Origin of the sequence: Rhodovulum kholense, from assembly GCF_003053725.1 — a bacterium.
Classification (GTDB): domain Bacteria; phylum Pseudomonadota; class Alphaproteobacteria; order Rhodobacterales; family Rhodobacteraceae; genus Rhodovulum; species Rhodovulum kholense.
The window spans coordinates 70,900-90,072 of sequence record NZ_QAYC01000011.1 but is presented as its reverse complement, the minus strand read 5'-3'; the positions used below and the strand labels follow the sequence as shown (position 1 = coordinate 90,072).

18 protein-coding genes are annotated in these 19,173 nt (G+C 69.1%); 16 read left to right on the top strand and 2 right to left on the bottom strand.

The window, feature by feature from the left end; translation table 11 throughout:
- Position 1 precedes the first annotated feature (1 nt).
- Complete coding sequence (locus C8N38_RS14575) at positions 2-1,156, bottom strand: PrpF domain-containing protein (RefSeq protein ID WP_108027890.1); 1,155 nt, start codon at positions 1,154-1,156, stop codon at positions 2-4.
- Positions 1,153-1,833 (bottom strand): GntR family transcriptional regulator, encoded by a 681-nt coding sequence (locus C8N38_RS14570; protein WP_108027889.1) that lies wholly within the window; start codon positions 1,831-1,833, stop codon positions 1,153-1,155. Before C8N38_RS14570 ends, C8N38_RS14575 begins: the two co-directional genes overlap by 4 nt.
- Before the next feature lie 211 nt (positions 1,834-2,044).
- Here C8N38_RS14570 and C8N38_RS14565 point away from each other — a divergent pair, with 211 nt between their 5' ends.
- From C8N38_RS14565 to tssG, 16 genes are all read left to right on the top strand, one after another.
- Positions 2,045-3,040, top strand: a complete 996-nt coding sequence (locus tag C8N38_RS14565) for a tripartite tricarboxylate transporter substrate binding protein (RefSeq protein WP_108027888.1) — start codon at positions 2,045-2,047, stop codon at positions 3,038-3,040.
- A 90-nt stretch (positions 3,041-3,130) separates the two neighbouring features.
- Positions 3,131-3,571 carry a tripartite tricarboxylate transporter TctB family protein gene (locus C8N38_RS14560; RefSeq protein WP_075787741.1) on the top strand — a complete coding sequence of 147 codons (441 nt, stop codon included), beginning with the start codon at positions 3,131-3,133 and terminating at the stop codon, positions 3,569-3,571.
- Between the two features lies 1 nt (position 3,572).
- Complete coding sequence (locus C8N38_RS14555; protein ID WP_108027887.1) at positions 3,573-5,081, top strand: tripartite tricarboxylate transporter permease; 1,509 nt, start codon at positions 3,573-3,575, stop codon at positions 5,079-5,081.
- A complete protein-coding gene (locus tag C8N38_RS14550; protein ID WP_108027886.1) occupies positions 5,078-6,151 on the top strand; it encodes an AbrB family transcriptional regulator in 1,074 nt (357 codons plus the stop codon). The genes C8N38_RS14555 and C8N38_RS14550 overlap by 4 nt, the downstream gene beginning before the upstream one ends.
- 623 nt (positions 6,152-6,774) lie before the next feature.
- Positions 6,775-7,032 (top strand): type II toxin-antitoxin system Phd/YefM family antitoxin, encoded by a 258-nt coding sequence (locus C8N38_RS14545; protein ID WP_108027885.1) that lies wholly within the window; start codon positions 6,775-6,777, stop codon positions 7,030-7,032.
- Positions 7,032-7,433, top strand: coding sequence for a type II toxin-antitoxin system VapC family toxin (locus C8N38_RS14540; RefSeq protein WP_108027884.1), 402 nt, complete (start codon positions 7,032-7,034; stop codon positions 7,431-7,433). Before C8N38_RS14545 ends, C8N38_RS14540 begins: the two co-directional genes overlap by 1 nt.
- A 274-nt stretch (positions 7,434-7,707) precedes the next feature.
- Positions 7,708-9,651, top strand: a complete 1,944-nt coding sequence (locus C8N38_RS14535; protein WP_108027883.1) for a type VI secretion system Vgr family protein — start codon at positions 7,708-7,710, stop codon at positions 9,649-9,651.
- 13 nt (positions 9,652-9,664) lie between these two features.
- On the top strand, positions 9,665-9,919 hold the full coding sequence (locus C8N38_RS14530; protein ID WP_108027882.1) for a PAAR domain-containing protein: 255 nt from the start codon (positions 9,665-9,667) through the stop codon (positions 9,917-9,919).
- 76 nt (positions 9,920-9,995) lie between these two features.
- On the top strand, positions 9,996-11,273 hold the full coding sequence (gene tagH, locus C8N38_RS14525) for a type VI secretion system-associated FHA domain protein TagH (RefSeq protein WP_108027881.1): 1,278 nt from the start codon (positions 9,996-9,998) through the stop codon (positions 11,271-11,273).
- Between the two features lie 104 nt (positions 11,274-11,377).
- The gene (locus tag C8N38_RS14520) at positions 11,378-12,724 is read left to right on the top strand and encodes a type VI secretion system protein TssA (RefSeq protein WP_108027880.1); all 1,347 of its coding nucleotides are present in this window, start codon (positions 11,378-11,380) and stop codon (positions 12,722-12,724) included.
- Between the two features lie 143 nt (positions 12,725-12,867).
- Positions 12,868-13,392 carry a type VI secretion system contractile sheath small subunit gene (tssB, locus tag C8N38_RS14515; RefSeq protein WP_108027879.1) on the top strand — a complete coding sequence of 175 codons (525 nt, stop codon included), beginning with the start codon at positions 12,868-12,870 and terminating at the stop codon, positions 13,390-13,392.
- A gap of 22 nt (positions 13,393-13,414) precedes the next feature.
- On the top strand, positions 13,415-14,908 hold the full coding sequence (gene tssC / locus C8N38_RS14510; protein WP_108027878.1) for a type VI secretion system contractile sheath large subunit: 1,494 nt from the start codon (positions 13,415-13,417) through the stop codon (positions 14,906-14,908).
- 72 nt (positions 14,909-14,980) lie between these two features.
- The gene (locus C8N38_RS14505) at positions 14,981-15,478 is read left to right on the top strand and encodes an Hcp family type VI secretion system effector (protein ID WP_108027877.1); all 498 of its coding nucleotides are present in this window, start codon (positions 14,981-14,983) and stop codon (positions 15,476-15,478) included.
- Positions 15,479-15,582: 104 nt separating this feature from the next.
- Positions 15,583-16,176, top strand: a complete 594-nt coding sequence (gene tssE / locus C8N38_RS14500) for a type VI secretion system baseplate subunit TssE (protein ID WP_108027876.1) — start codon at positions 15,583-15,585, stop codon at positions 16,174-16,176.
- Positions 16,173-18,101 (top strand): type VI secretion system baseplate subunit TssF, encoded by a 1,929-nt coding sequence (gene tssF, locus C8N38_RS14495; protein WP_108027875.1) that lies wholly within the window; start codon positions 16,173-16,175, stop codon positions 18,099-18,101. The genes tssE and tssF overlap by 4 nt, the downstream gene beginning before the upstream one ends.
- Positions 18,098-19,153 carry a type VI secretion system baseplate subunit TssG gene (gene tssG, locus C8N38_RS14490; RefSeq protein WP_158272359.1) on the top strand — a complete coding sequence of 352 codons (1,056 nt, stop codon included), beginning with the start codon at positions 18,098-18,100 and terminating at the stop codon, positions 19,151-19,153. The genes tssF and tssG overlap by 4 nt, the downstream gene beginning before the upstream one ends.
- The last annotated feature ends 20 nt before the right edge of the window (positions 19,154-19,173 follow it).

Genomic DNA, 19,173 nt, shown 5'->3' with positions numbered 1-19,173 from the left:
GTCAGGTCCTGGCGGCGGGGCAGGGGGCGTAGACCCTGCCATCCATCAACCGCCGCTGGGTGCGCAGGATGCGCGCGGCAAGGATCTGGCCGCTGGCGGGGTCGCGGGTCGCGCCGACGGTGACGATGCCGCTGGGGGTGCCGATCCGCAGCTTCTCGGGGTCGGCCGCGGGGCCGCATTGCCCGGCCACCACCGACCCCGGCAGCACCGCCGCCGAGGCCAGCGCCAGCGCGCCGGTGACCGGCACCGCGCGATGCGCCTGTCCGGCCGAAATCATCCGGATCTGGAGGTCATGGCCCTCGGCGGGATGGATTTGCCCCGACAGGTCGCGATAGGCGGCCGGGGGTCCCACCATCGCGACCTTGGGCGTCGCGATGCGCGCCGCGGCGGCCGCCATGTCGGGGGCAAGCCGCATCGCGACCGAGGCGCGCTGGCGGATCTCTTCCAGCCGGTCCATCAGCGCGGTATCGGCGTCGATGGCCTCGGGATGGGCGCAGGTGTCGCCGCCCGGATCGGCGGCGGCCACGAAGACCGAGGGCACGGCGGCGTCGATCATCGTCACCGCCACCGCGCGCCCGTCCGACAGGACCATCCGGTCGCAGATGCGCCCGGTCGGCAGGGCGCCATGGCCGCACGTGTTCGCGGGGTCGAGGAAATCGAGCGCGACCGGGGCGCCGGTGCCGGTGACGCCGGGGATTTCCAGATCGCCCGAGACCGTTGCGCGGCCGCCCGCCACGGCGAACCGGGCGCGGATGATCTTGCCGGAATTGGTGTTGTGGATGCGCACCACGGCCTCGCCGTCGCGGGGGCCCGCGACCAGCCCCTCGTCATAGGCGAAGGGGCCCATGGCGGAACTCATGTTGCCGCAATTGCCCGAGAAATCGACGGCGTCGGTGGTCACGCCGATCTGCGCGAAGGTATAGTCGATATCGGCATCCTCGCGGGTCGGCGGGCCGATCACGCAGACCTTGCTGAGCGACGAGATCCCGCCGCCCATGCCGTTCAGCTGCCGCTTGTTCGGGTCGGGCGAGCCCATGATCCCGGCGAAAAGCGCGGGCCAGGCGGTTTCGTCCGCAGGCAGGTCGGCGCGTTTCAGCACCACGGCTTTCGAGGTGCCGCCGCGGAGGAAGGCGGCGGGAATGGCGGTCTGGGTCAACGATCTTCCTCCTCGGGGCCGGACAGTTGCGCCTCGAGCGCGGCCCAGCTGTTCTGGATATGGCGGTGCATCAGGATGCCCGCGACCTCGGCATCGCCCGCGGCGATGGCCTCGGAGATGCGTTCGTGTTCGCGCAGCGCGGTGGCGCCCCGGCCGGTCACGTTGCGATGCTTGAGCCGCAGCAGCAGAAGCTGCGGATAGAGCTCGCGGGTCAGGTAGCGCAGGATGATCGGGTTGCCGGCGACGCGGGCGATGACGATGTGAAAGTCCCGGTCGCCGCTGCCCTGCAGATAGGCGCCCTCGGGATGGGCGGCCACGTCGCGGGCGTGCTGGTCCAGCAGGGCGCGGAACGACCCGGCGCTGACGGCATCGGCGCGGGCGGCGGCCAGCCGGGCGGCCTCGGCCTCGAGGGCGGCGCGCACCTGATAAAGCGCGCGGGCATCCTCGCGCCCGACCTCGCGCACCCGCGCGCCGCTGTTCGGCACGATGGCGACGAGCCCGCTTTCGCAGAGGTCCTGCAACGCGGCACGCACCGGGCCGCGGCTGACCTGAAACCGGCCCGCAAGCGCCACCTCGCCCAGACGGGCGCCCGGTTGCAGCGTGCCGGACAGGATCTCGGCCCGCAGGGAGGCCGCCACGCGCTCTGTCGCCATGACCTTGCTTTCCGCCGTCTGCATGGGGGTCTGCCGTCCTTGTCCTGGGTGGACCCTTGCATGGGTCCGCGCTGCATGCGCGCAAAAATTGTACTACAAACTTGTCCATTGCAAGGCGCATGTCAACATGAACGGGTTGCTTGACAAGCGGATTGTAATACGTTCGAGTGACGAAATCGGCTTATAGTCAGAAAATTGTGCTACAAAATCTGGCGCAATCGGAGGAGGATCATCCATGAACATGAAACGCCGGCAGTTTGCCGCCGCGGCGCTCGGGCTGTCGCTGGCCACCGCCCTTGCCCCGCTGGGCGCGAGCGCGGACACCGCCTGGCCGCCCCGCAAGATCACCTTTGTCGTGGCGCTTGGCCCCGGCGGGTCGGCGGACCGGACGGCCCGGGCGCTGGCGCAGCGGATGCAGCAGGAACTGGGGGTGCCGATCTCGGTCGTGAACCAGGAAGGCGGCGGCGGCCATGTCGGGCATACCTATTTCATGAACATGCCCGATGACGGCAGCTACTTCCTGGCCTCGTCGATCCATCCCTATATCTCGAACGCGATCCTGCGCTTCGATGCGGATTATTCGCTGAAGGATTTCGCCTTCATCAACGCCCAGTGGAACGATTACGACCTGTTCGCGGTCAACGCCAAGACGCCCTACGAGAGCCTCGGGGCGTTCATGCAGGCGGCGAAGGACAATCCGGGCACGCTGAAAGCCTCGGTGGTGCCGAACTCGACCGGGGCGATCAACCTGGCGCTGGCGATGGAGGCCTTCGGCCTGTCCGAGGGCGATATCAACGTCGTGACCTACCAGTCGGGCGGGTCGGCGCGCACCGCGGTCGCGGGCGGGCAGGTCGACCTGACGGTGCTGGCCGCGGACGGGACGCTGTCGATCGCGGAATATGTGCGCCCGCTGGCGGTGGCGGCCGATGCGCCGCTGAAGGACTGGGACGCGCCGACGCTGAACGCGGTGCTGACCGAGAACGGGCTCGACAAGGCGCCGGTGCTGGCCGGGTCGATGCGCGGCCTCGCAGCCCATGCGAGCTTCCGCGACAAGAACCCCGAGGCCTTCGAGAAGATGGTCGAGGCCTATCACACCGTGCTGCAGGACCCGGACTTCGTCGCGAGCCTCGAGGCCCAGGACATCGGGACGGAGTGGCTTGGCCCCGAGCGGACCACCGAGATCATCGAGTCGAACTTCGAGATCCTCAAGCGGTTCCAGCCGACCGAGTGATCCGGCCCGCCTGACCCGCTTGTCCGACCCGGACAGCCGCGGGGGCCCTGCGCCCTCGCGGCGTTACCGCCCCGAATTCGGAGACCGTCCATGATCCGGCGCTTCGCCCCGACCCATGCCATCACGCTTGGCCTCGTGCTTTGCGTCACGGGCTATATCACCTGGAGCGCGGTCTCGGCCTCCAGCACGCTGAACAACCTTGTCGTCGTGGCGCCGGTCGCGGTGCTGCTGGTGGTGCTGTGCCTGATCATCGTGGCGACCGCGCTGCTGAGGCCCGAGCCCGACCCGCAGGAGGCGCATTATTCGGCCTGGGGCGATCTGGCCTTGCTGGCGGGCTTCGCGGTGTTCTGCTTCGGGCTGACGACGGTCGGCTTCGATGTCGCGACCTTCCTGTTCGTCTGGGCAGGCGTCGTGGTGTCGGGCGGGCAGGGCAAGTGGCAGCCGCCGCTTTACGCCGCCCTCTTCACGGTGCTGATGGTCGAGGGCTTCGGCGCGCTCTTTCCCTATCCGATGACGACGCTGGTGCTGTGACATGATCGACCATTTCGCGCTGTCCCAGGCTTTCGATCTGCTGTTTTCCAGCTTCTCGCCCTGGCTCTGGGTGATCCCGGGCCTGCTGATCGGGCTGATCTTCGGGTCGATCCCGGGGCTTCAGATCTCGATGGCGATGGCGATCTTCCTGCCGGTGACCTTCGGCATGGATTTCCTGCAGGCGATGCTGTTCCTGACCTCGATCTTCACCGGCGGCGCCTATGGCGGAGGGGTGACGGCGATCCTGATGAACATTCCCGGGTCGTCCTCGTCCATCGCCACCGCCTTCGACGGCTATCCGATGGCGCGGCAGGGCAAGCATAACGAGGCGCTGGGGCTGGGGCTTGCGGCCTCGGTCGTGGGCGCCTTCGTGGGCTATATCCTGCTTCTGTTCCTGATCGACCCGCTGGCCGCCTTCGTGCTGAAGATCGGCCCGATGGAGATGGTCGTCGTGGTGCTTTGGGGGCTGACGCTGATCGCGACGCTGAACACCACCAGCATGCCCAAGGGGCTGCTGGCGGGGATGTTCGGGCTGATGCTGAGCCAGATCGGCATGTCGACGACGGGCGTCATGCGCACGACCATCGGCAATCCCTATCTGATCGACGGCATTCCGGTCGTGCCCGCGATGATCGGGATCTTCGCGGCCTCGGAACTGTTGCGCCTGCGCGGCAGCAATTTCCTGGTCGAGGACAAGGCCCAGCGGGACATCTCGATGCGCCGGATCCTGCTGGGCGGCGCGCAGATCTTCCGCCATCCCGGCGTGCTGATCCGGGGCAGCCTGATCGGCGCGCTGATCGGGGCGATCCCGGGCGTCGGGTCCTCGGTCGCGAACCTCGTGTCCTATGGCGAGGCGCGGCGCAGTTCGCGCCATCCCGAGCAGTTCGGCAAGGGCGCGCCCGAGGGCGTGATCGCGGCCGAGTCGGCCAATTCCAGTTCCGAGGGCGGGTCGATGACCGCGCTGCTGGCGCTGGGGATTCCCGGCGGGGCGGCGACCGCGGTGCTGCTGGCGGCCTTCTCGTTTCACAACATCGTGGGCGGGCCGTCCTTCATCCGCAACCAGACAGACGTGGTCTATTCGATCATCATCGGCAATCTGGGGCAGGTGGTGTTGCTGGCCATTGTCGGGTTGCTGATGCTGCGGGTGCTGGGGCTCGTCGTGCGGGTGCCGCTGCCCTATCTGGTGCCCTCTGTGCTGGCGCTCTGCGCCTGGGGCGGCTACGGTATCACCGGCACGATCGCCGGGCCGCTGACCGTCGCGGTCTTTGCCGGGATCGGCTGGCTGATGCGGCGGAACGGCTATCCGGTGGCGGCCACGGTGATCGGGCTGCTGCTGGGGCGGATGATGGAGGGCGAGGTGGTGCGCACGTTGCAGATCTCGGGCCGTCATCCGATGGCCTACCTGCTGGAGCGGCCGATCGCGCTGGTGCTGTTCGTGATCATGGTGCTGGTGCTGGTGGGCGTGCCGGTGCTGAAAGCCTGGCGCAGGCGCCGCGCGGCCGCCGCATGAGCCTCGCGGGTCTGTCCGCGCCCGCGCGCGGGGCCGTCACGCTGGGCATCGGGGCGCTTGGCGGGGGGCTGTTCTTCGCGCTCGACCTGCCGCTCCCCTGGGTTCTGGGCAGTCTCGCGGCGACGGCGCTGGCCGCGCAGGCGACCCGGTTCCAGCCGGTCCTGCCCCGGCCCTGGCGCGGTTATGCCATGGTCGGCATCGGCACCATGCTGGGCACCGGTTTCACTCCCGAGGTGGTCGCGCGCGCCGGAACCTGGTGGTCGAGCCTGCTGGTCATGTCGGCGCTGTCTTTGGCCGTCTGCCTGGTCGCCTTCGGCGTGTTCCTGCGCTGGGGCCGGATGGACCGGACCACCGCGCTGTTCGCCTCGATGCCCGGGGGGCTGTCGGTGGTGTCGATCCTGGTCGAGGACTATCCGGCCGAGATCAACCGCGTGGCGCTGTGCCATACCGCCCGGCTGCTGGTGCTGCTGGTGCTGACGCCCGTGATCATCCAGCTTCTGTCCGGCACCGATCTTGCCGATGCGAACCGCGCGGCCTTCGCCCATGCCGAGGCGCTGGACCCGCTGCGCCATGGCGCGCTGGCGCTGGCAGCGCTGGCAAGCTGGGCGGTGGCGCGGCGGATCAACTTTCCCTCGGCGCTGCTGCTGATCCCGCTGTTCGCCTCGGCGGCCTTGCATGCGACCGGGCTGCTCGACGTGCATGTGCCCGCGGTGCTGTCCTGCGCCGCCCAGATCGTGATCGGGGCGGGCGTCGGCGGCCGCTTCGCCGCCTATACGATGCGCGAGATCGCCCGCGACGGCTGGCTGGCGGCGCTGGTGGGGGGCTTCATGGCGCTGGGGGCTCTGGTCGCAGCGGTCGCCTTCGCCCCGGTGGCCGGAGCGGACGTGTCGGCGTTGTTTCTGGCCTATCTGCCGGGTGGGGCGCCCGAGCTGGGCGTGGTGGCGCTGGCGCTGATGATCGACCCGGCGATGGTCATCGCGCATCATGTGCTGCGGGTCTTCCTGATCGTCGCGCTGCTGCCTGCCGCCGCGAACCTGACCCGACGGGGGCGCGGAGGTCCCGGACGATAGCCGCGGGGCAGGGGGCACGGGTCTTGCCGCCAAGCGCAGGTGCCGGTGACGCGGCAATGGCGCCGCCGGACCTCGCGCTCGGGCAATCCGGGTTGGGAAGAAGAGGCGGGCCAAGCCCATGAAAGACGGCCGGATCGTTCCGCTGGCGCGGGTGATCCGTGAGCCGCGCCGCGCAGTCCAGATTGTGGCCGGGGACTGCAGGCAGCGTGCCGATGTCCGGAAGCCCGCCGCTTCGATGTGCGGAAAGGAAGATTGTCCGGGCAATGCGCCATCTCGAGCGTCCTCGGCTCGCCCGGGACCGCGCTGGTTCCCTCTGCCGGGGTCGGATCTCGCCACGAGGCGAAGGCCGCGCCGTTCGAAGGCGTCGCCATCTCCGGCATTGGCTTTCGGCCTGGAGAGCCGCGTGGCATCGGCAATCTCCGTCCGGCTCGAAGGGGGACGGATCCGGCGCCTTGCCGAAGCGTCGCTGGCGAAGGGAAGGTCATCGACATCTTCCGCCCCGGTCGCCCCCGCGCAGGGTTGGCGCGGCGCGGGGCCGGGATGGCCCAAACCGGCGGACGGTCCCTTGACAGATCGCGTTCGTCTAGCCATCTGTCTAGCCAGATGATGCGGAGGTCCGTCCCATGTGGACATTGCAGGATGCCAAGAACCGGTTCAGCGCGGTCGTCGAGGCGGCTCTGGCCGGGGTGCCCCAGGAAGTCACCCGCCGCGGCAAGCCCGCGGTCGTGGTGCTGTCGGCCGATGACTACCGGCGCCTTTTGAAAGGCGCCGCCGCCGCCCGCGAGAGCTTTGCCGAACATCTGCTGGCCTTCCCCGCCCCGGAGAGCGAGACCACCGGGATCGGGCGCGCCGAGGCCCGCCCGCGCGATGTCCGCTTCTGATGTATCTGATCGACACCAATGTCATTTCCGCGGTGCGCCGCCCCGACCGCGCGCCGCAGGTTCGCGCCTGGCTGGCCGCACGGCCCGAGCCCGAGCTGTTTCTCAGCGTCATCACCCTGGGCGAGATCGAGCGCGGCATCCGCCAGCAGGAGGCCCGCGACCCCGGTTTCGCCCGCGACCTGCGGGTCTGGCTCGACCGGACCATGCTGGTCTTCGCCGACCGCCTGCTGCCCTTCGGCGCCGCCGAGGCGCGGATCTGGGGCCGGCTTTCGGCCGAGATCGGCCATCCGGGGGCCGACCTGATGATCGCGGCGACCGCGCTTCAGCACGGCGCGACCGTGGTCACCGGCAATGTCGCGGATTTCGAACCGACCGGGGTGCGGATCGAGAACCCGTTCTGAGCCCCGGCACAAGTCGGGCCCGTCACAGGGGCCCGGGTGCGGCGCTTTCCGGAAGGCGGCGTGACATGGCCGGACGCCGCACGCAGCAAGCGCCGCCGGCCGGGGAGCTGAACCGGATCGAGGAGGCGTGTCGCCGACAAACCGGGGCAGGGGCGGCGGCCCGGTCTGCGCGATCCCGCCCATTGCGGCGGCATCCGGCGGCAAACCCTTGCACCCGGGCGTTGCGGCGATAGCTTGCGTATCGCGGACTGGGACGAGACGAGTGGGGACGGTCATGGCAGCATTTTTCGATCAGAAGGCGCGGATGGGGCGGCTCGAGACCGCCCTTGGCGAGAACGAGCTGGTGCTTCAGCGCGTCGAGGGCAGCGAGCGGGTCAACGGGCTGTTCGATTTCGAAGTGGGGTGCCTTGGCGCCCGCGCCGATCTGGATTTCGACGCCTTGCTGGGCACCCATGCCACGGTGACGCTGGTCGCGCATGACCGGGCCGAGCGCGATTTCGACGGCATCGTCACCGAGGCGCGCTGGCTCGGGGCGGGCGAGAACGGGCATCGCTACCGGCTGCGGCTGCGCCCCTGGCTGTGGCTGGCCGGGCTCAGGCGCAACCAGCGGATCTTTCACAACCGGACCGTGGTCGAGATCCTCGAGGAGCTGTTCGGGTCCTATGCCTCGGCGGGCCGGCTGTCGGTCGAGCTGTCGGGCGAGTATCCCGAGCTGGAATATACCGTGCAATATGGCGAAACCGATCTGGCCTTCGCCTGCCGGATGATGGAGCGGCACGGGATTTCCTATCATTTCCGCCATGCGCGCGGCAGCCACGAGATGGTGCTGACCGACATGGCCGAGGCCCATGGCGCGATCGGCGCGCGGCCGTTCCGGCCGGTCGACGGGCATCATCAGGAGGATGTCGAGCATTTCTGGGAGTGGCGCCCGGCGCGGCGGATCACGACCGGCGCGATCCGGCTGACCGATTACAACTTCAAGACCCCGGTCGCGGCGATGGAGACCGACCGCACGGGCGATGCGGGCTTCGAGCATGGCCAGATCGAAAGCTTCGACTGGCCGGGCGATTATCTCGATCAGGGCCGCGGCCAGCAGGTGGCCGAGCTGCGGCTGGGCGCCGAACGCGGCCAGGACCGCCGCTTCGAGGCGGTGGGTGACATTCCGGCGCTGGCGGCGGGGATGCGGGTCACGCTGGAGGGCGATGACGTGCCCGGCACCGGCGAGGACTATCTCTGTCTCGTGGCGACCCACAGCTACACCTCGGACAATTACGGCTCGGGCGGCGAGGGCAGCAACGGCTATGCCTATACCGGGCGCTATGTGCTGATGCCCGCCGAGGCGCCGCTTCTGCCCGAACTGAAGACCCCGCGCGCCGATGTGCGCGGCCCCCAGACCGCGACGGTGGCGGGCGAGGGCGAGGTCGATTGCGACGAATACGGACGGATCCTGGTGCGGTTCCACTGGGATCTCGACGAGGATCTGTCGATGCGCTGCCGGGTCAGCCAGAGCTGGGCCGGGCCGGGCTGGGGCGGCATGGTGATCCCGCGCGTGGGGATGGAGGTGGTGGTCGAGTTCCTCGACGGCGATCCCGACAAGCCGCTGGTCACGGGATGCGTCTATAACGGCCGCAACGCCCCGCCCGCCGCGCTGCCCGAACACAAGTCGCGGTCGGTCTTCAAGACCAAGAGCCACGAGGGCGAGGGCTTCAACGAGCTGACCTTCGAGGATCAGGCGGGCGAAGAGTTCATCTACATGCATGCGCAGAAGAATCTGGACGTGCATGTCGAGAATTCGGCGCAGCGGCGGGTCGAATTCGACGATACCGTCTCGGTCGGCAACGATTCGATGCTGGCGGTCGCGGCAAACCGGACCGAGACTGTCGAGGGCCGGATGGATGTCACCGTGACCGGCGCGGTCAGCGAGAAGACCGAGGCCGGGCGCGGCATGGATGTGGCGGCCGATCTGGCGGTCCGGGCCGGGGGCGATCTGACGCTGAAGGCGGGCGGCGAGATCGTGATCGACGCGTCCAAGATCACGCTGGTCGCGGGCGGCGCGGCGCTGACGCTGGAGGGCGGCGCGGTCAATGCGGTGCCGGTCCTGAATGTGGGCTCGGCCTCGCCCGGGGCGGCGGCGGTTCCGGCGATCCCCGAGGTCTTGAAGGCGGCGGCGGGCGAGGGCACCCCCTTCGTCAGCCATTGTCCGCTGGCGGATGCATGAGAAGGATCAGGCGATGAAACCTGTGGCGCGGCTGGGCGATCTGCATGTCTGCCCCAAGCATGGCAAGGGCGAGATCGTGACCGCCTCGGGCAAGACCTTCTGCGACGGTCGCCCGGTGGCGCTGGTCGGCGACAAGATCAGCTGCGGCGCGGTCATCGTCGACGGTTCGGATGTGGCGTTCTGCGACGGGCGTCCGGTGGCGCGGATCGGGTCGCGCACCGATCATGGCGGCCAGATCACCACCGGGTCCGAGCTGAAGACCTGCTGACGGGCCGGGCGCGGGGGCGGACCTGCGCGCAGGACGCTCTGGAACGAGCGGCGGGGCCGGGGTATCTGGAGATCCGATGATGTTGATCTTGCGGATAGAGAATGCCGAGCGGCTGGCCGATGGCAGCCCGACCTGGATCGGGCTGGACGGGCGCGATCTGTGCGTCGGACGGCGGCGCGGCATGGACTGGGTGCTGCCCGATCCGGCGCGGCATGTCTCGGGCCATCATTTCGACCTGAAATTCAGCGAGGGGCGCTATTGGCTGGTCGATCTGTCGACCAACGGCACCTTTCTCGACGGGCATCCCCATCGGCTGCAGGGGCCGCATCCGCTGGTGCCGGGCGACCGGTTCCGGGTCGGCCCCTATGTGATCGCGGTGGCGGAGGGGGCCGAGGGCCCGGCGACCGGCGCGGGGGGCGGTGGCGCCCTGCCGGCCGAGGACGACCCCTGGGATTTCGGCGCGCTGGCCGCCGCCCCGGTCGCGTCTCCGGTGTCGGGGCCCGCGCGTGCCCCGTTCGGGCCGGTGGCCGGGCGCGATGACGGTCTGCACGGCTTCGTGCCGCTGGCGCCTGCCGCTCCTGCGGCGCCGGGTCCGTTCGCGCCCGCCGGGACTGGCGCAGGCGCAGGCGCCGGGGCTGGGGCTGGTGGGCACGCACCCCGGCGCCCGCCCTCGGGCACCCCGCCGGTCGCGCCCGAGCCGCAGCCCTTCCACCCGCCGGGCCGCGATCCGGCCGCCGCCGCGTCGCCGTCTTCGTCTGCGGCGGGTTCCGGGCGGGACGAGGCCTTCCTGCGGGCGTTCTGCGAGGGGGCGGGGCTTGACCCGGATCTGGCGCAGGGCGCGGATGCCGAGGCGCTGGCGCGCGATCTGGGCCGGGTCGCGCGGGTCGCGACCGGGGGCGTGATGCGGATGCTGCGCGACCGCGCCAGCGTCAAGCAGTTCACCCGGTCGGGCGAACGCACCATGCGCAGCGCCAGCGGCAACAATCCGATGAAGTTCCTGCCCGATACCGACGCGGCGCTGGAGGTGCTGTTTCTGGTCCCGCGCGACGGCTTTCTGGCCGGGCCCGAGGGATTCGAGACCGCTCTGGCGGATCTTGCCCGCCATCAGCAGGGCATTTTCGCGGCGATTCAGCCGGCGCTGGCCGCGGTTCTGGAGGGTCTGGCGCCCGAGGCGGTCGAAGCCGGGACGACCGGCGGAAATCTGCTGGCCGGCTCGCGCAAGGCGCGAGCCTGGGACAGCTATGTCGCGCGGTGGGATGCCCTTGCCGGGAAAGGCGAAAATGGCATGCTCGACGCCTTCCTCGATGCCTTTGCCGAAGCCTATGCCCGGGCGCAGGGGGCAATGCCGGATTAGCGTAGGTTGATCTGGTGCAAGCTCGCCTACATATCTGTGCTGACGGTCTTGCCAATGGATTTGGGTCGCAAAGCGCGGTCGACGGAAATTTTAAGAGGTGCCTCATGGGTCTTGATTCCCTCGCGGAACCGATGGTCGACGACGGCCCCTGCGGGCCCGATCTCAACGCGCGGATGGATCCGGATTTCGACGCCTATTATTTCGCGGCGCTCGGCCGTCTTCCCGATGCCTATGCCCGTCCGGGGGTGACCCGGCCCGATGGCTCGGTCTCGCCCGACAGGGTCTTCGATCCCGGCACGCTGGATCTGGCCGCGGAGCTGCGCCAGATCGATGCGCTGCTGGGGCGCAGCCGCGATCTGCGGCTGTTGGCGCTGCGGGTGCAATGGCTGGCGCTGGCGGGGCGGGTTCCCGACGTGGCCGAGACGCTCGAGACGGTGGCGCTGCTGCTGGAACGCTATCCGCGCGAGGTGCATCCCGGGGCCGAGGGCGATCCGGCCGAACGGCGCGAGGCGCTGGCCGAGCTGGCCGCTCCGGCGACGGTGATCCAGCCGCTGACCTGGGCCGGGCTGGCCGGAAGCGCCGAGGTGACGCTGCGCAAGCTGCGGGTGGCGGCCGGGCAGGCGACGCCGCTGCAGGGCGAAAGCGGGCTGTCGACCGAGTCGCTGACCGCGGTGCTGGCCGATCCGGGCAACGGGGCGCGGCTGACGCGGACCCTCACCGCGCTCGACCGGGCGATGGCGGCGGTGACGCGGATCGTTGCCGCCTGCGCGGCCGATCCCGAGGCGCCCTTCACCCCGCATCTGGACCCGCTGACGGGCGTTCTGGCCGAGATGCGGGGGGCGATCGTCGCGGTCCGCCCCGATCTGGCCGCGCCGGTGCCGATCCCCGAGGCGCCTGCGCCCGAGCCGGTGCCGCACAGCGCCCCGGTGCAGGTGCCGCCGCGTGATCGCGCGCTTCCGGCCGGGGCGCCCGAGGTGCGCGACCAGGACCATGCAAGGCGGCTGCTGGAGGCCTGCGAGGCCTATTACCGCCGCGCCGAGCCGTCCTCGCCCGCGCTGCTGCTGGTGACGCAGGCGCGGCTGCTGATCGGGCGGCCGCTGATCGAGGCGCTGGAGGTGCTGATGCCCGGCCGCGCGGCCGAGGCGCAGATCGGCTTCGGTCCCGAGACCGGCTTTGTGCTGGACAGCGCGCGGCTGCGCAGCCTGACCGAGGAGGCCGGGCCCGCCGACCCGGCCCCGGCGCGGGCCGAATCGACCCTGCGCCCGCCGCCGCCGGCCATCGACAGCGCCGAACAGGCCGCAGGAACGATGCGCGCGGTCGAGGATCATTTCCGCCGCACCGAACGTTCAAGCCCGGTCCCGATGCTGCTGGAGCGGGCGCAAGCCTATCTAGGTAAGGATTTCCCGTCCATCCTGCGGGAATTGCTGCCATCGGCGGAGGGAGGACGTTAAGGTATGTTGAAATGGTCGAAGTTCCGCCGATCTTCTGACGCAGTGCATCTCTGCGTTGACAATTTCGATCAGGAACGGTTCCAAGCAACAGGCGGCGCGTTCCGGTGGAATGACGACAAGAGACTGATAAAGGAAGGAAAATAATGTCATCGAACTCCGGTTCCGGTTTCATCAAGCGCAATCGTCCGCCGCGGGTCCAGATCCAGTATCAAGACCCCTACGATAGCGAGAAGATGGTCGAGCTGCCCTTTGTCATGGGGGTGATGTCGGACCTGTCTGGCAACAATCCGGGGGTCGAGAAACCGGCGGTCGAGGATCGCAGCTTTACCGATGTGACCAAGGACACGCTGGACGATTACATGGCCTCGGTCGCGCCGGGCGTCACCTTCACCGTCGAGAACCGGCTGCAGCCGGGGTCGGGCGAGAAGCTGGCGGTGAACCTCCAGTTCGAGAAGATGGAGGATCTGGAACCGGCCGCGGTGGCCCGTCAGGTGCCCGCGCTGCGCCAGCTTCTGGAAGCGCGCGAACAGCTTGCCAACCTGCAGCGCTACATGGGCACCAAGCCCCGCGCCCAGGAACATATCAAACGTCTGCTGGCCGATCCCGAACTGATGGCGGCGCTGGCGGACCGGGCGGCGCGCGACGACGCGTCGTCGGAAGACACGTGAGCTTCCGGGGGGAATGGGGTAAATGACTCAGAACGCAGAACGGCAGGCGGGTGCGGCCGAAGGCGCGCTCGACGAGCTTTCGGAATTCCAGGACATCCTGAAGCAGACCATCAAGCCGCGCAGCGACATTGCCGCGCGCGAGGTCGACAATGCGGTGACGGCGCTGGCGCGCGAGGCGCTGGGGTCGAGCGAGCTGATCGCCGAGGACGTGATCGACACGCTGGACGCGATGATCGCGCGGCTCGACGAGAAGCTGAGCGATCAGGTCAACGAGATCCTGCATGCGGCCGAGTTCCAGCAGATCGAGGCTTCGTGGCGCGGGCTGGCCTACACGCTGAACAATGCCGAGACCGATGCCTCGCTGCGGGTCAAGGTGCTGAACATCTCGAAACCCGAGCTGCAGGCGATGATGCGGCGCTATCCCGGCGCCAAATGGGACAAGTCGCCCCTGCACACGATGATCTACGAGCAGAACCTGGGCACGCTGGGCGGCAAGCCGTTCGGCGCGCTGGTGGGCGATTACTATTTCGACCATTCCTCGCCCGACGTGAACCTGCTGCAATCGGTGGCCAAGATCGCCGAGGCGTCGCTGGCGCCCTTCATCTCGGGCGCGGCGCCCGATCTGCTGGGACTGGACAGCTGGAACGAGATCTCGGTGCCGCCGGATCTGTCCGAGATCTTCGAGACGCCGGAATACGCGCAGTGGAACAGCCTGCGCGACAGCGAGAATTCGCGCTTCGTGGCGCTGGTCGCGCCGCGCGTGCTGGCGCGCGAGCCCTACGGGCCGAATTCCAACTCGGTGGTCGAGGAGTTCAACTTCGTCGAGGAAACCGACGGCCATGACGGCAAGCGGTACGCCTGGATGAACGCGGCCCATGCGATGGCGGCGAACATCAACCGGGCGTTCAAGGAATATGGCTGGACGGTGCGGATCCGGGGCGTGACCTCGGGCGGCGAGGTGGCGAACCTGCCGACCCATCTGTTCGATACCGGCGACGGCGCCAAGGACATGAAATGTCCGACCGAGGTGTCGATCACCGACCGGCGCGAGGGCGAACTGTCCAAGGCCGGGCTGATCGGGCTGATCCACCGCCAGCATACCGACAAGGCCGCATTCATTGGCGCCCAGTCCCTTTACCGTCCAAAGAAATATGTCGATGACCGGGCGACCGCCTCGGACAACATGTCCTCGCGGATCCCCTATATTTTCGCAGTGTCGCGCTTTGCCCATTACCTGAAGGTCATGGTGCGCGACAAGATCGGCCAGAGCCCCGACCGGCTGCAGCTTGAAAAGGACCTGCAGGCCTGGATCAACAAGTATGTCTCGGGCAATCCCGAGAGCGCCAGCGAGATGGAGAAGGCTCGCAAACCGCTGGCGGGGGCAAAGGTCGAAGTGATCGAGGATGAACTGAACCCCGGATATTACCAGGGCAAGTTCTATCTCAGGCCGCATTTCCAGCTGGAAGGCATGGATATCGGCATGAGCCTCGTGTCGAGGCTGCCAGTCGGCAAATAACCGGCCGGCAAATAAAAGGCCTCGACCCCGACCGCCATCCCTGAACGCGCAATTAGAGTGAGGTACCGCGCAATGGCCATCGATTGCTTCCTAAAGCTCGAGAACAACATCAAGGGCGAATCCCTTGATGACAAACACAAGGACTGGATCGACGTGCTGTCCTGGAACTGGGGCCTGAGCCAGTCGGGCACGACCCACATGGGTCACGGCGGCGGCGGCGGCAAGGTCGATGTCCAGGACATCACCCTGACCAAATACGTCGATGCCGCCACCCATGACCTGATCAAGCGCTGCTGCTCGGGCGAGCATATCACCGGCGGTCAGCTGGTGGTGCGCAAGTCGGGCGGCTCTGCTCCGGTCGACTATCTCAAGATCGACCTCAAGGACGTGATGATCACGTCCTATGTCACCGGCGGCTCGAAGGACGGTCTGGACCGCGTGCAGGAAACCCTGACGCTGAACTTCCGTGCCTTCCAGGTGACCTACACCATGCAGGAGGAAACCGGCGGCGCCGGTCCCGAAAGCACCGCCGGCTGGGAGATCGCCGAGAACAAGGAATGGGCGGCCTGAGGCGGAAACGCCCCAGCGACAGCCGCGGAGGCCGGAGTTCCGGCCTTCGCCTTTCGCCCTGACCGGCCGCGGGCCGGGTCTTGCAACCAGCATCGGGAGAGGCAATGGCCGGACCTCCGCAGGAGACCGGGCCCGGGGCCCGTGAGGCCTGGCGCGACCGGGACCGCGCCAAGATCTCGATTTTCCAGATCTTCCGTTCGGCCCATGAGGACCATGACGCCCGCCGCGCGAACCGGCCCGCCGAGGATGGCGAGACCGAGGTTTCGGCCCGTGCCAAGCCGCGCCGCGAGGGCATATCGGCCAGCATCCTGCGCGCCCATCTGCAGGCCGATCTGGATGCGCTGCTGAACACCATCCGGCTCGATGCCGCGATCGATCTGAGCGATGCGCCGCATGTGGCGAACTCGATCCTGAATTACGGCTTCCGCGACCTGTCCTCGGTCTCGCCGGCCGAGTTTCACAGTCCCGCCATCGTCGAATCGATCCGCGAGTCGCTGTTGCGCCACGAGCCGCGCTTTCTGCCCGGTACGCTCGAGGTCCGGGTGGTCGATGCCGATGGCGACAGCGGCCAGCGCCTGTCGGTCACGGTCGAGGGCGAGCTGACCGGCGACCCGGTCGACCTGTCGGTGGGCTTCGATGCCGAGGTCGATCTGGGCGCGGGCAAGATGGACATGTCGGATCTGAGGATGCGGTCGTGAACCCGGCGCTGCGCGACACCTATAACCGCGAACTGGCGCTGCTGAAGGAACGCACCGCCGAATTCGCCCGCGACTATCCGGGCCTGGCCGACCGGCTGGGCGGGCTGATGGCCGACAATCTCGACCCCACCGTCGCGGGGCTGCTGGAGGGCTCGGCCTTCCTCGCCGCGCGGGTGCAGCTCAAGCTGCAGGACGAGTTCCGCGGCTTTACCGAGGCGCTGCTGGATCAGGTCTTTCCCGATGCGCTGGCGCCGACGCCCTCGGCGATGCTGGTCGAGGCCTCGGTTCCGGCCGGGAATTCCGACATCGTCAAGGGGCTGCGCTTCGACCCCGGCGCCTATATGGATGCGCGCTTTCGCGATGCCGACAAGCGCATCGCCTGCCGGTTCTCGCTGGCCGCGCCGCTGACGATCTGGCCGCTGAAGCTGTCGGGGCTGCGCTACCTGTCGGGGGCGGGGCCGGTCGGCGCGCTGGGGCAGGAGATCGCCGAGGGCACCAAGGCCGGGCTGGTGCTCGATCTGGCGCGGATCGCGCCGTCCGGGCTGGCCGACGGGTCGGCGCCGCTTGCCGAGCTGGAGCTCGACCGGCTGGATCTGCACCTGACCGGGCCGATGGCCGAGGCGGTGGCGCTGTATGAACAGATCTTCGCGCGCAGCCTCAGGGTCTCGTTGCGCTGGCTCGATGCGCAGGGCGATCCGGTCTTCGCGCGGCTGCCGCCCGATTGTCTGGAACAGGTGGGCTTCGACCCCGACGAGCGGCTTTTCCCGCATCACACGCGGCTGTTCGACGGCTTCGCCCTGCTGCGCGAATATTTCGTCTTCCCGCGCAAGTTCCTGGGCTTCCGCATCCGGGGGTTGGCCGACCATCTGCCCCGGCTGCGCGGGTCCGAGGTTCAGGTGATCGTCGAGTTCGACCGCGCCGATCCGCGCCTGGCCGAGCGGCTGTCCGAGGGCGATATCGCGCTGAACTGCGCGCCTGCCGTGAACCTGTTCGAGGAGATGTCCTCGACCGTGCGGATCGACGGCAAGCAGCATGAATATGTGGTCACGCCCAATGCGACGCCGGTCACCCATTACGAGCTGCTCGATATTCTCGACGTCCATGCCCATTACGCCACTCATGGCAGCAAGGAGCGGGTGCAGCCGCTTTACGCGCTGCCCGAGGGCGGACAGGACCCGCGCCGGACGCTGTATTACACCGCGCGGCGCAAGCCCCGCCGCCTGACCGCGCGCGAGCTTCGCTTCGGCCCGGCGCGCAACCGCTATCGCGGCACCGAGACCTTCATCTCGGTCTACGAGCCCGATGGCGGCGACGATATCCAGCGGCTGCAGGTCCGCGCGCTCTGTTCCAACCGGCATCTGCCCGCCGAGCTGCCGATCGCGGGCAGCGAGGGCGATTTCCACATGACCGACGATGTCACCGTGTCGCTGGCCTGCCGGGCCGGGCCGACGCCGCCGCGCAACCCGCTGGGCCGGGCCGATCCGGGCGCGGGGCCGCGCGCGGGGGCGGGCGATGTCTACTGGCGGCTGATCTCGTATCTGTCGCTGAACCAGTTCGGGCTGGGCGGGCGGCAGGACGGCGACAGCGCGGCGGCGCTGCGCGAGATGCTGGCGCTGTTCGCCGATTTCTCGGACAGCGCGGCCGAGGCCGGGGTGCGCGGGCTGCGTTCGGTCGAGACCCGGCCGGTGACGCGCTCGGTCGCCATGGCCGACGGCTATCACCTGGCGCGCGGCACCGAGATTTCGCTGAGCTTCGACGAAAGCGATTACGAGAGCACGGGCGTGATGCTGATCGGCGCGGTGCTCGACCGCTTCCTGTCGGAATATGCCGCGGTGAACAGCTTTACCCAGGTCCGTGTCGCGTCGGTTCAGCGCGGCGCGATCCGGACCTGGCCGCCGCGCTCGGGCAGCGGGCCGATCCTGTGACGGGCGAGAGCTTTTCCGACCGCCGCGCGGCCGAGGCGACTGCGGCCGAGGGGGTGGGGCTGTTCGCGGCGCTCCGGGCGCTGGAGCGCGCCGCCCCTGACGCGCCCCGGATCGGGCGCAATGCCCGCGCCGCCGAGGCGGTGGTGCGGCTGGGGCAGGACCCGTTCCTGGCCTTCCCGGTCTCGGATCTGTCGCGGGCCGGGCGGGACGGGCGCGGAAGGCCGGTCCTCAGGGCCCAGTTCCTGGGCTTTTACGGTGCCTTCGGCGCGCTGCCCCTGGCCTGGACCGAAGAGGTCCGGCGCTGGTTCGATGCGGGCGATGAAAGCTTCACCGCCTTCACCGACATCTTCACCGAACGGTTTCAGGAGCTGTTCTTCCGGGCCTGGTCCGATGCCCGCCCGATCACCCAGTTCGACCATCCCGACGACCGTTTCCAGGGCTATCTGCTGGCCTTTGCCGGGACCGCGACGCCGGCCTTCCGCGACCGGGGCCGGGTGCCCGACACCGCGCTGGCCCGGCTGGTGCCGCTGGCCGCGGGCCGGGTCAAAAGCCCGGTCCGGCTGCGCCAGATGCTGGGGCTGCATTTCGAGGGCCGGGCGCGGGTCGAGATCGAGGAGATGGTGCCGGGCTGGCTCGATTTCGAGCCCGGGACCGAAACCCGGCTGGGGCTGGGGGCGGCCAGTCTGGGGCGCGACGCCCATCTGGGGGCGCGGGCCCGCACCATCAGCGACCGGATCCGGGTCCATCTGCATGTGCCCGACATGGCCGCCTTCGACCGCTTCCTGCCCGGCGGTCCCGACAATCGCGAGCTGGCCGAGCTGTGCCGCTGGTATCTGGGCGAGACGCTTGAGATCGAGGCCGCGCTCTGGCTGCCGCAGCCCAAAGTTGTGCCGGCCGTGCTGGGCCGCTCGGCCCGGCTGGGCTGGATGGCCTGCCTCGCGCCCGATCCCGACAACCCCGACCAGATGGTCCATATCGCGCGGTTCGACCTGAATCGCGAGCACGATGCCCCCCGGCCCGCAGCGGCGGCCCCGGCCGCCGTCGCGGCCTGACACGAAGATCCGAAAGAGCC

Coding starts and splice junctions, on each gene's coding strand:
- C8N38_RS14560 (WP_075787741.1), top strand. CDS start 3,131: ATGATCCGGCGCTTCGCCCCGACCCATGCCATCACGCTTGGCCTCGTG.
- tssC (WP_108027878.1), top strand. CDS start 13,415: ATGACTCAGAACGCAGAACGGCAGGCGGGTGCGGCCGAAGGCGCGCTC.
- tagH (WP_108027881.1), top strand. CDS start 9,996: ATGATGTTGATCTTGCGGATAGAGAATGCCGAGCGGCTGGCCGATGGC.
- C8N38_RS14545 (WP_108027885.1), top strand. CDS start 6,775: ATGTGGACATTGCAGGATGCCAAGAACCGGTTCAGCGCGGTCGTCGAG.
- C8N38_RS14555 (WP_108027887.1), top strand. CDS start 3,573: ATGATCGACCATTTCGCGCTGTCCCAGGCTTTCGATCTGCTGTTTTCC.
- C8N38_RS14570 (WP_108027889.1), bottom strand. CDS start 1,833: ATGCAGACGGCGGAAAGCAAGGTCATGGCGACAGAGCGCGTGGCGGCC.
- C8N38_RS14530 (WP_108027882.1), top strand. CDS start 9,665: ATGAAACCTGTGGCGCGGCTGGGCGATCTGCATGTCTGCCCCAAGCAT.
- C8N38_RS14520 (WP_108027880.1), top strand. CDS start 11,378: ATGGGTCTTGATTCCCTCGCGGAACCGATGGTCGACGACGGCCCCTGC.
- C8N38_RS14550 (WP_108027886.1), top strand. CDS start 5,078: ATGAGCCTCGCGGGTCTGTCCGCGCCCGCGCGCGGGGCCGTCACGCTG.
- C8N38_RS14565 (WP_108027888.1), top strand. CDS start 2,045: ATGAACATGAAACGCCGGCAGTTTGCCGCCGCGGCGCTCGGGCTGTCG.
- C8N38_RS14535 (WP_108027883.1), top strand. CDS start 7,708: ATGGCAGCATTTTTCGATCAGAAGGCGCGGATGGGGCGGCTCGAGACC.
- tssB (WP_108027879.1), top strand. CDS start 12,868: ATGTCATCGAACTCCGGTTCCGGTTTCATCAAGCGCAATCGTCCGCCG.
- C8N38_RS14540 (WP_108027884.1), top strand. CDS start 7,032: ATGTATCTGATCGACACCAATGTCATTTCCGCGGTGCGCCGCCCCGAC.
- tssE (WP_108027876.1), top strand. CDS start 15,583: ATGGCCGGACCTCCGCAGGAGACCGGGCCCGGGGCCCGTGAGGCCTGG.
- C8N38_RS14505 (WP_108027877.1), top strand. CDS start 14,981: ATGGCCATCGATTGCTTCCTAAAGCTCGAGAACAACATCAAGGGCGAA.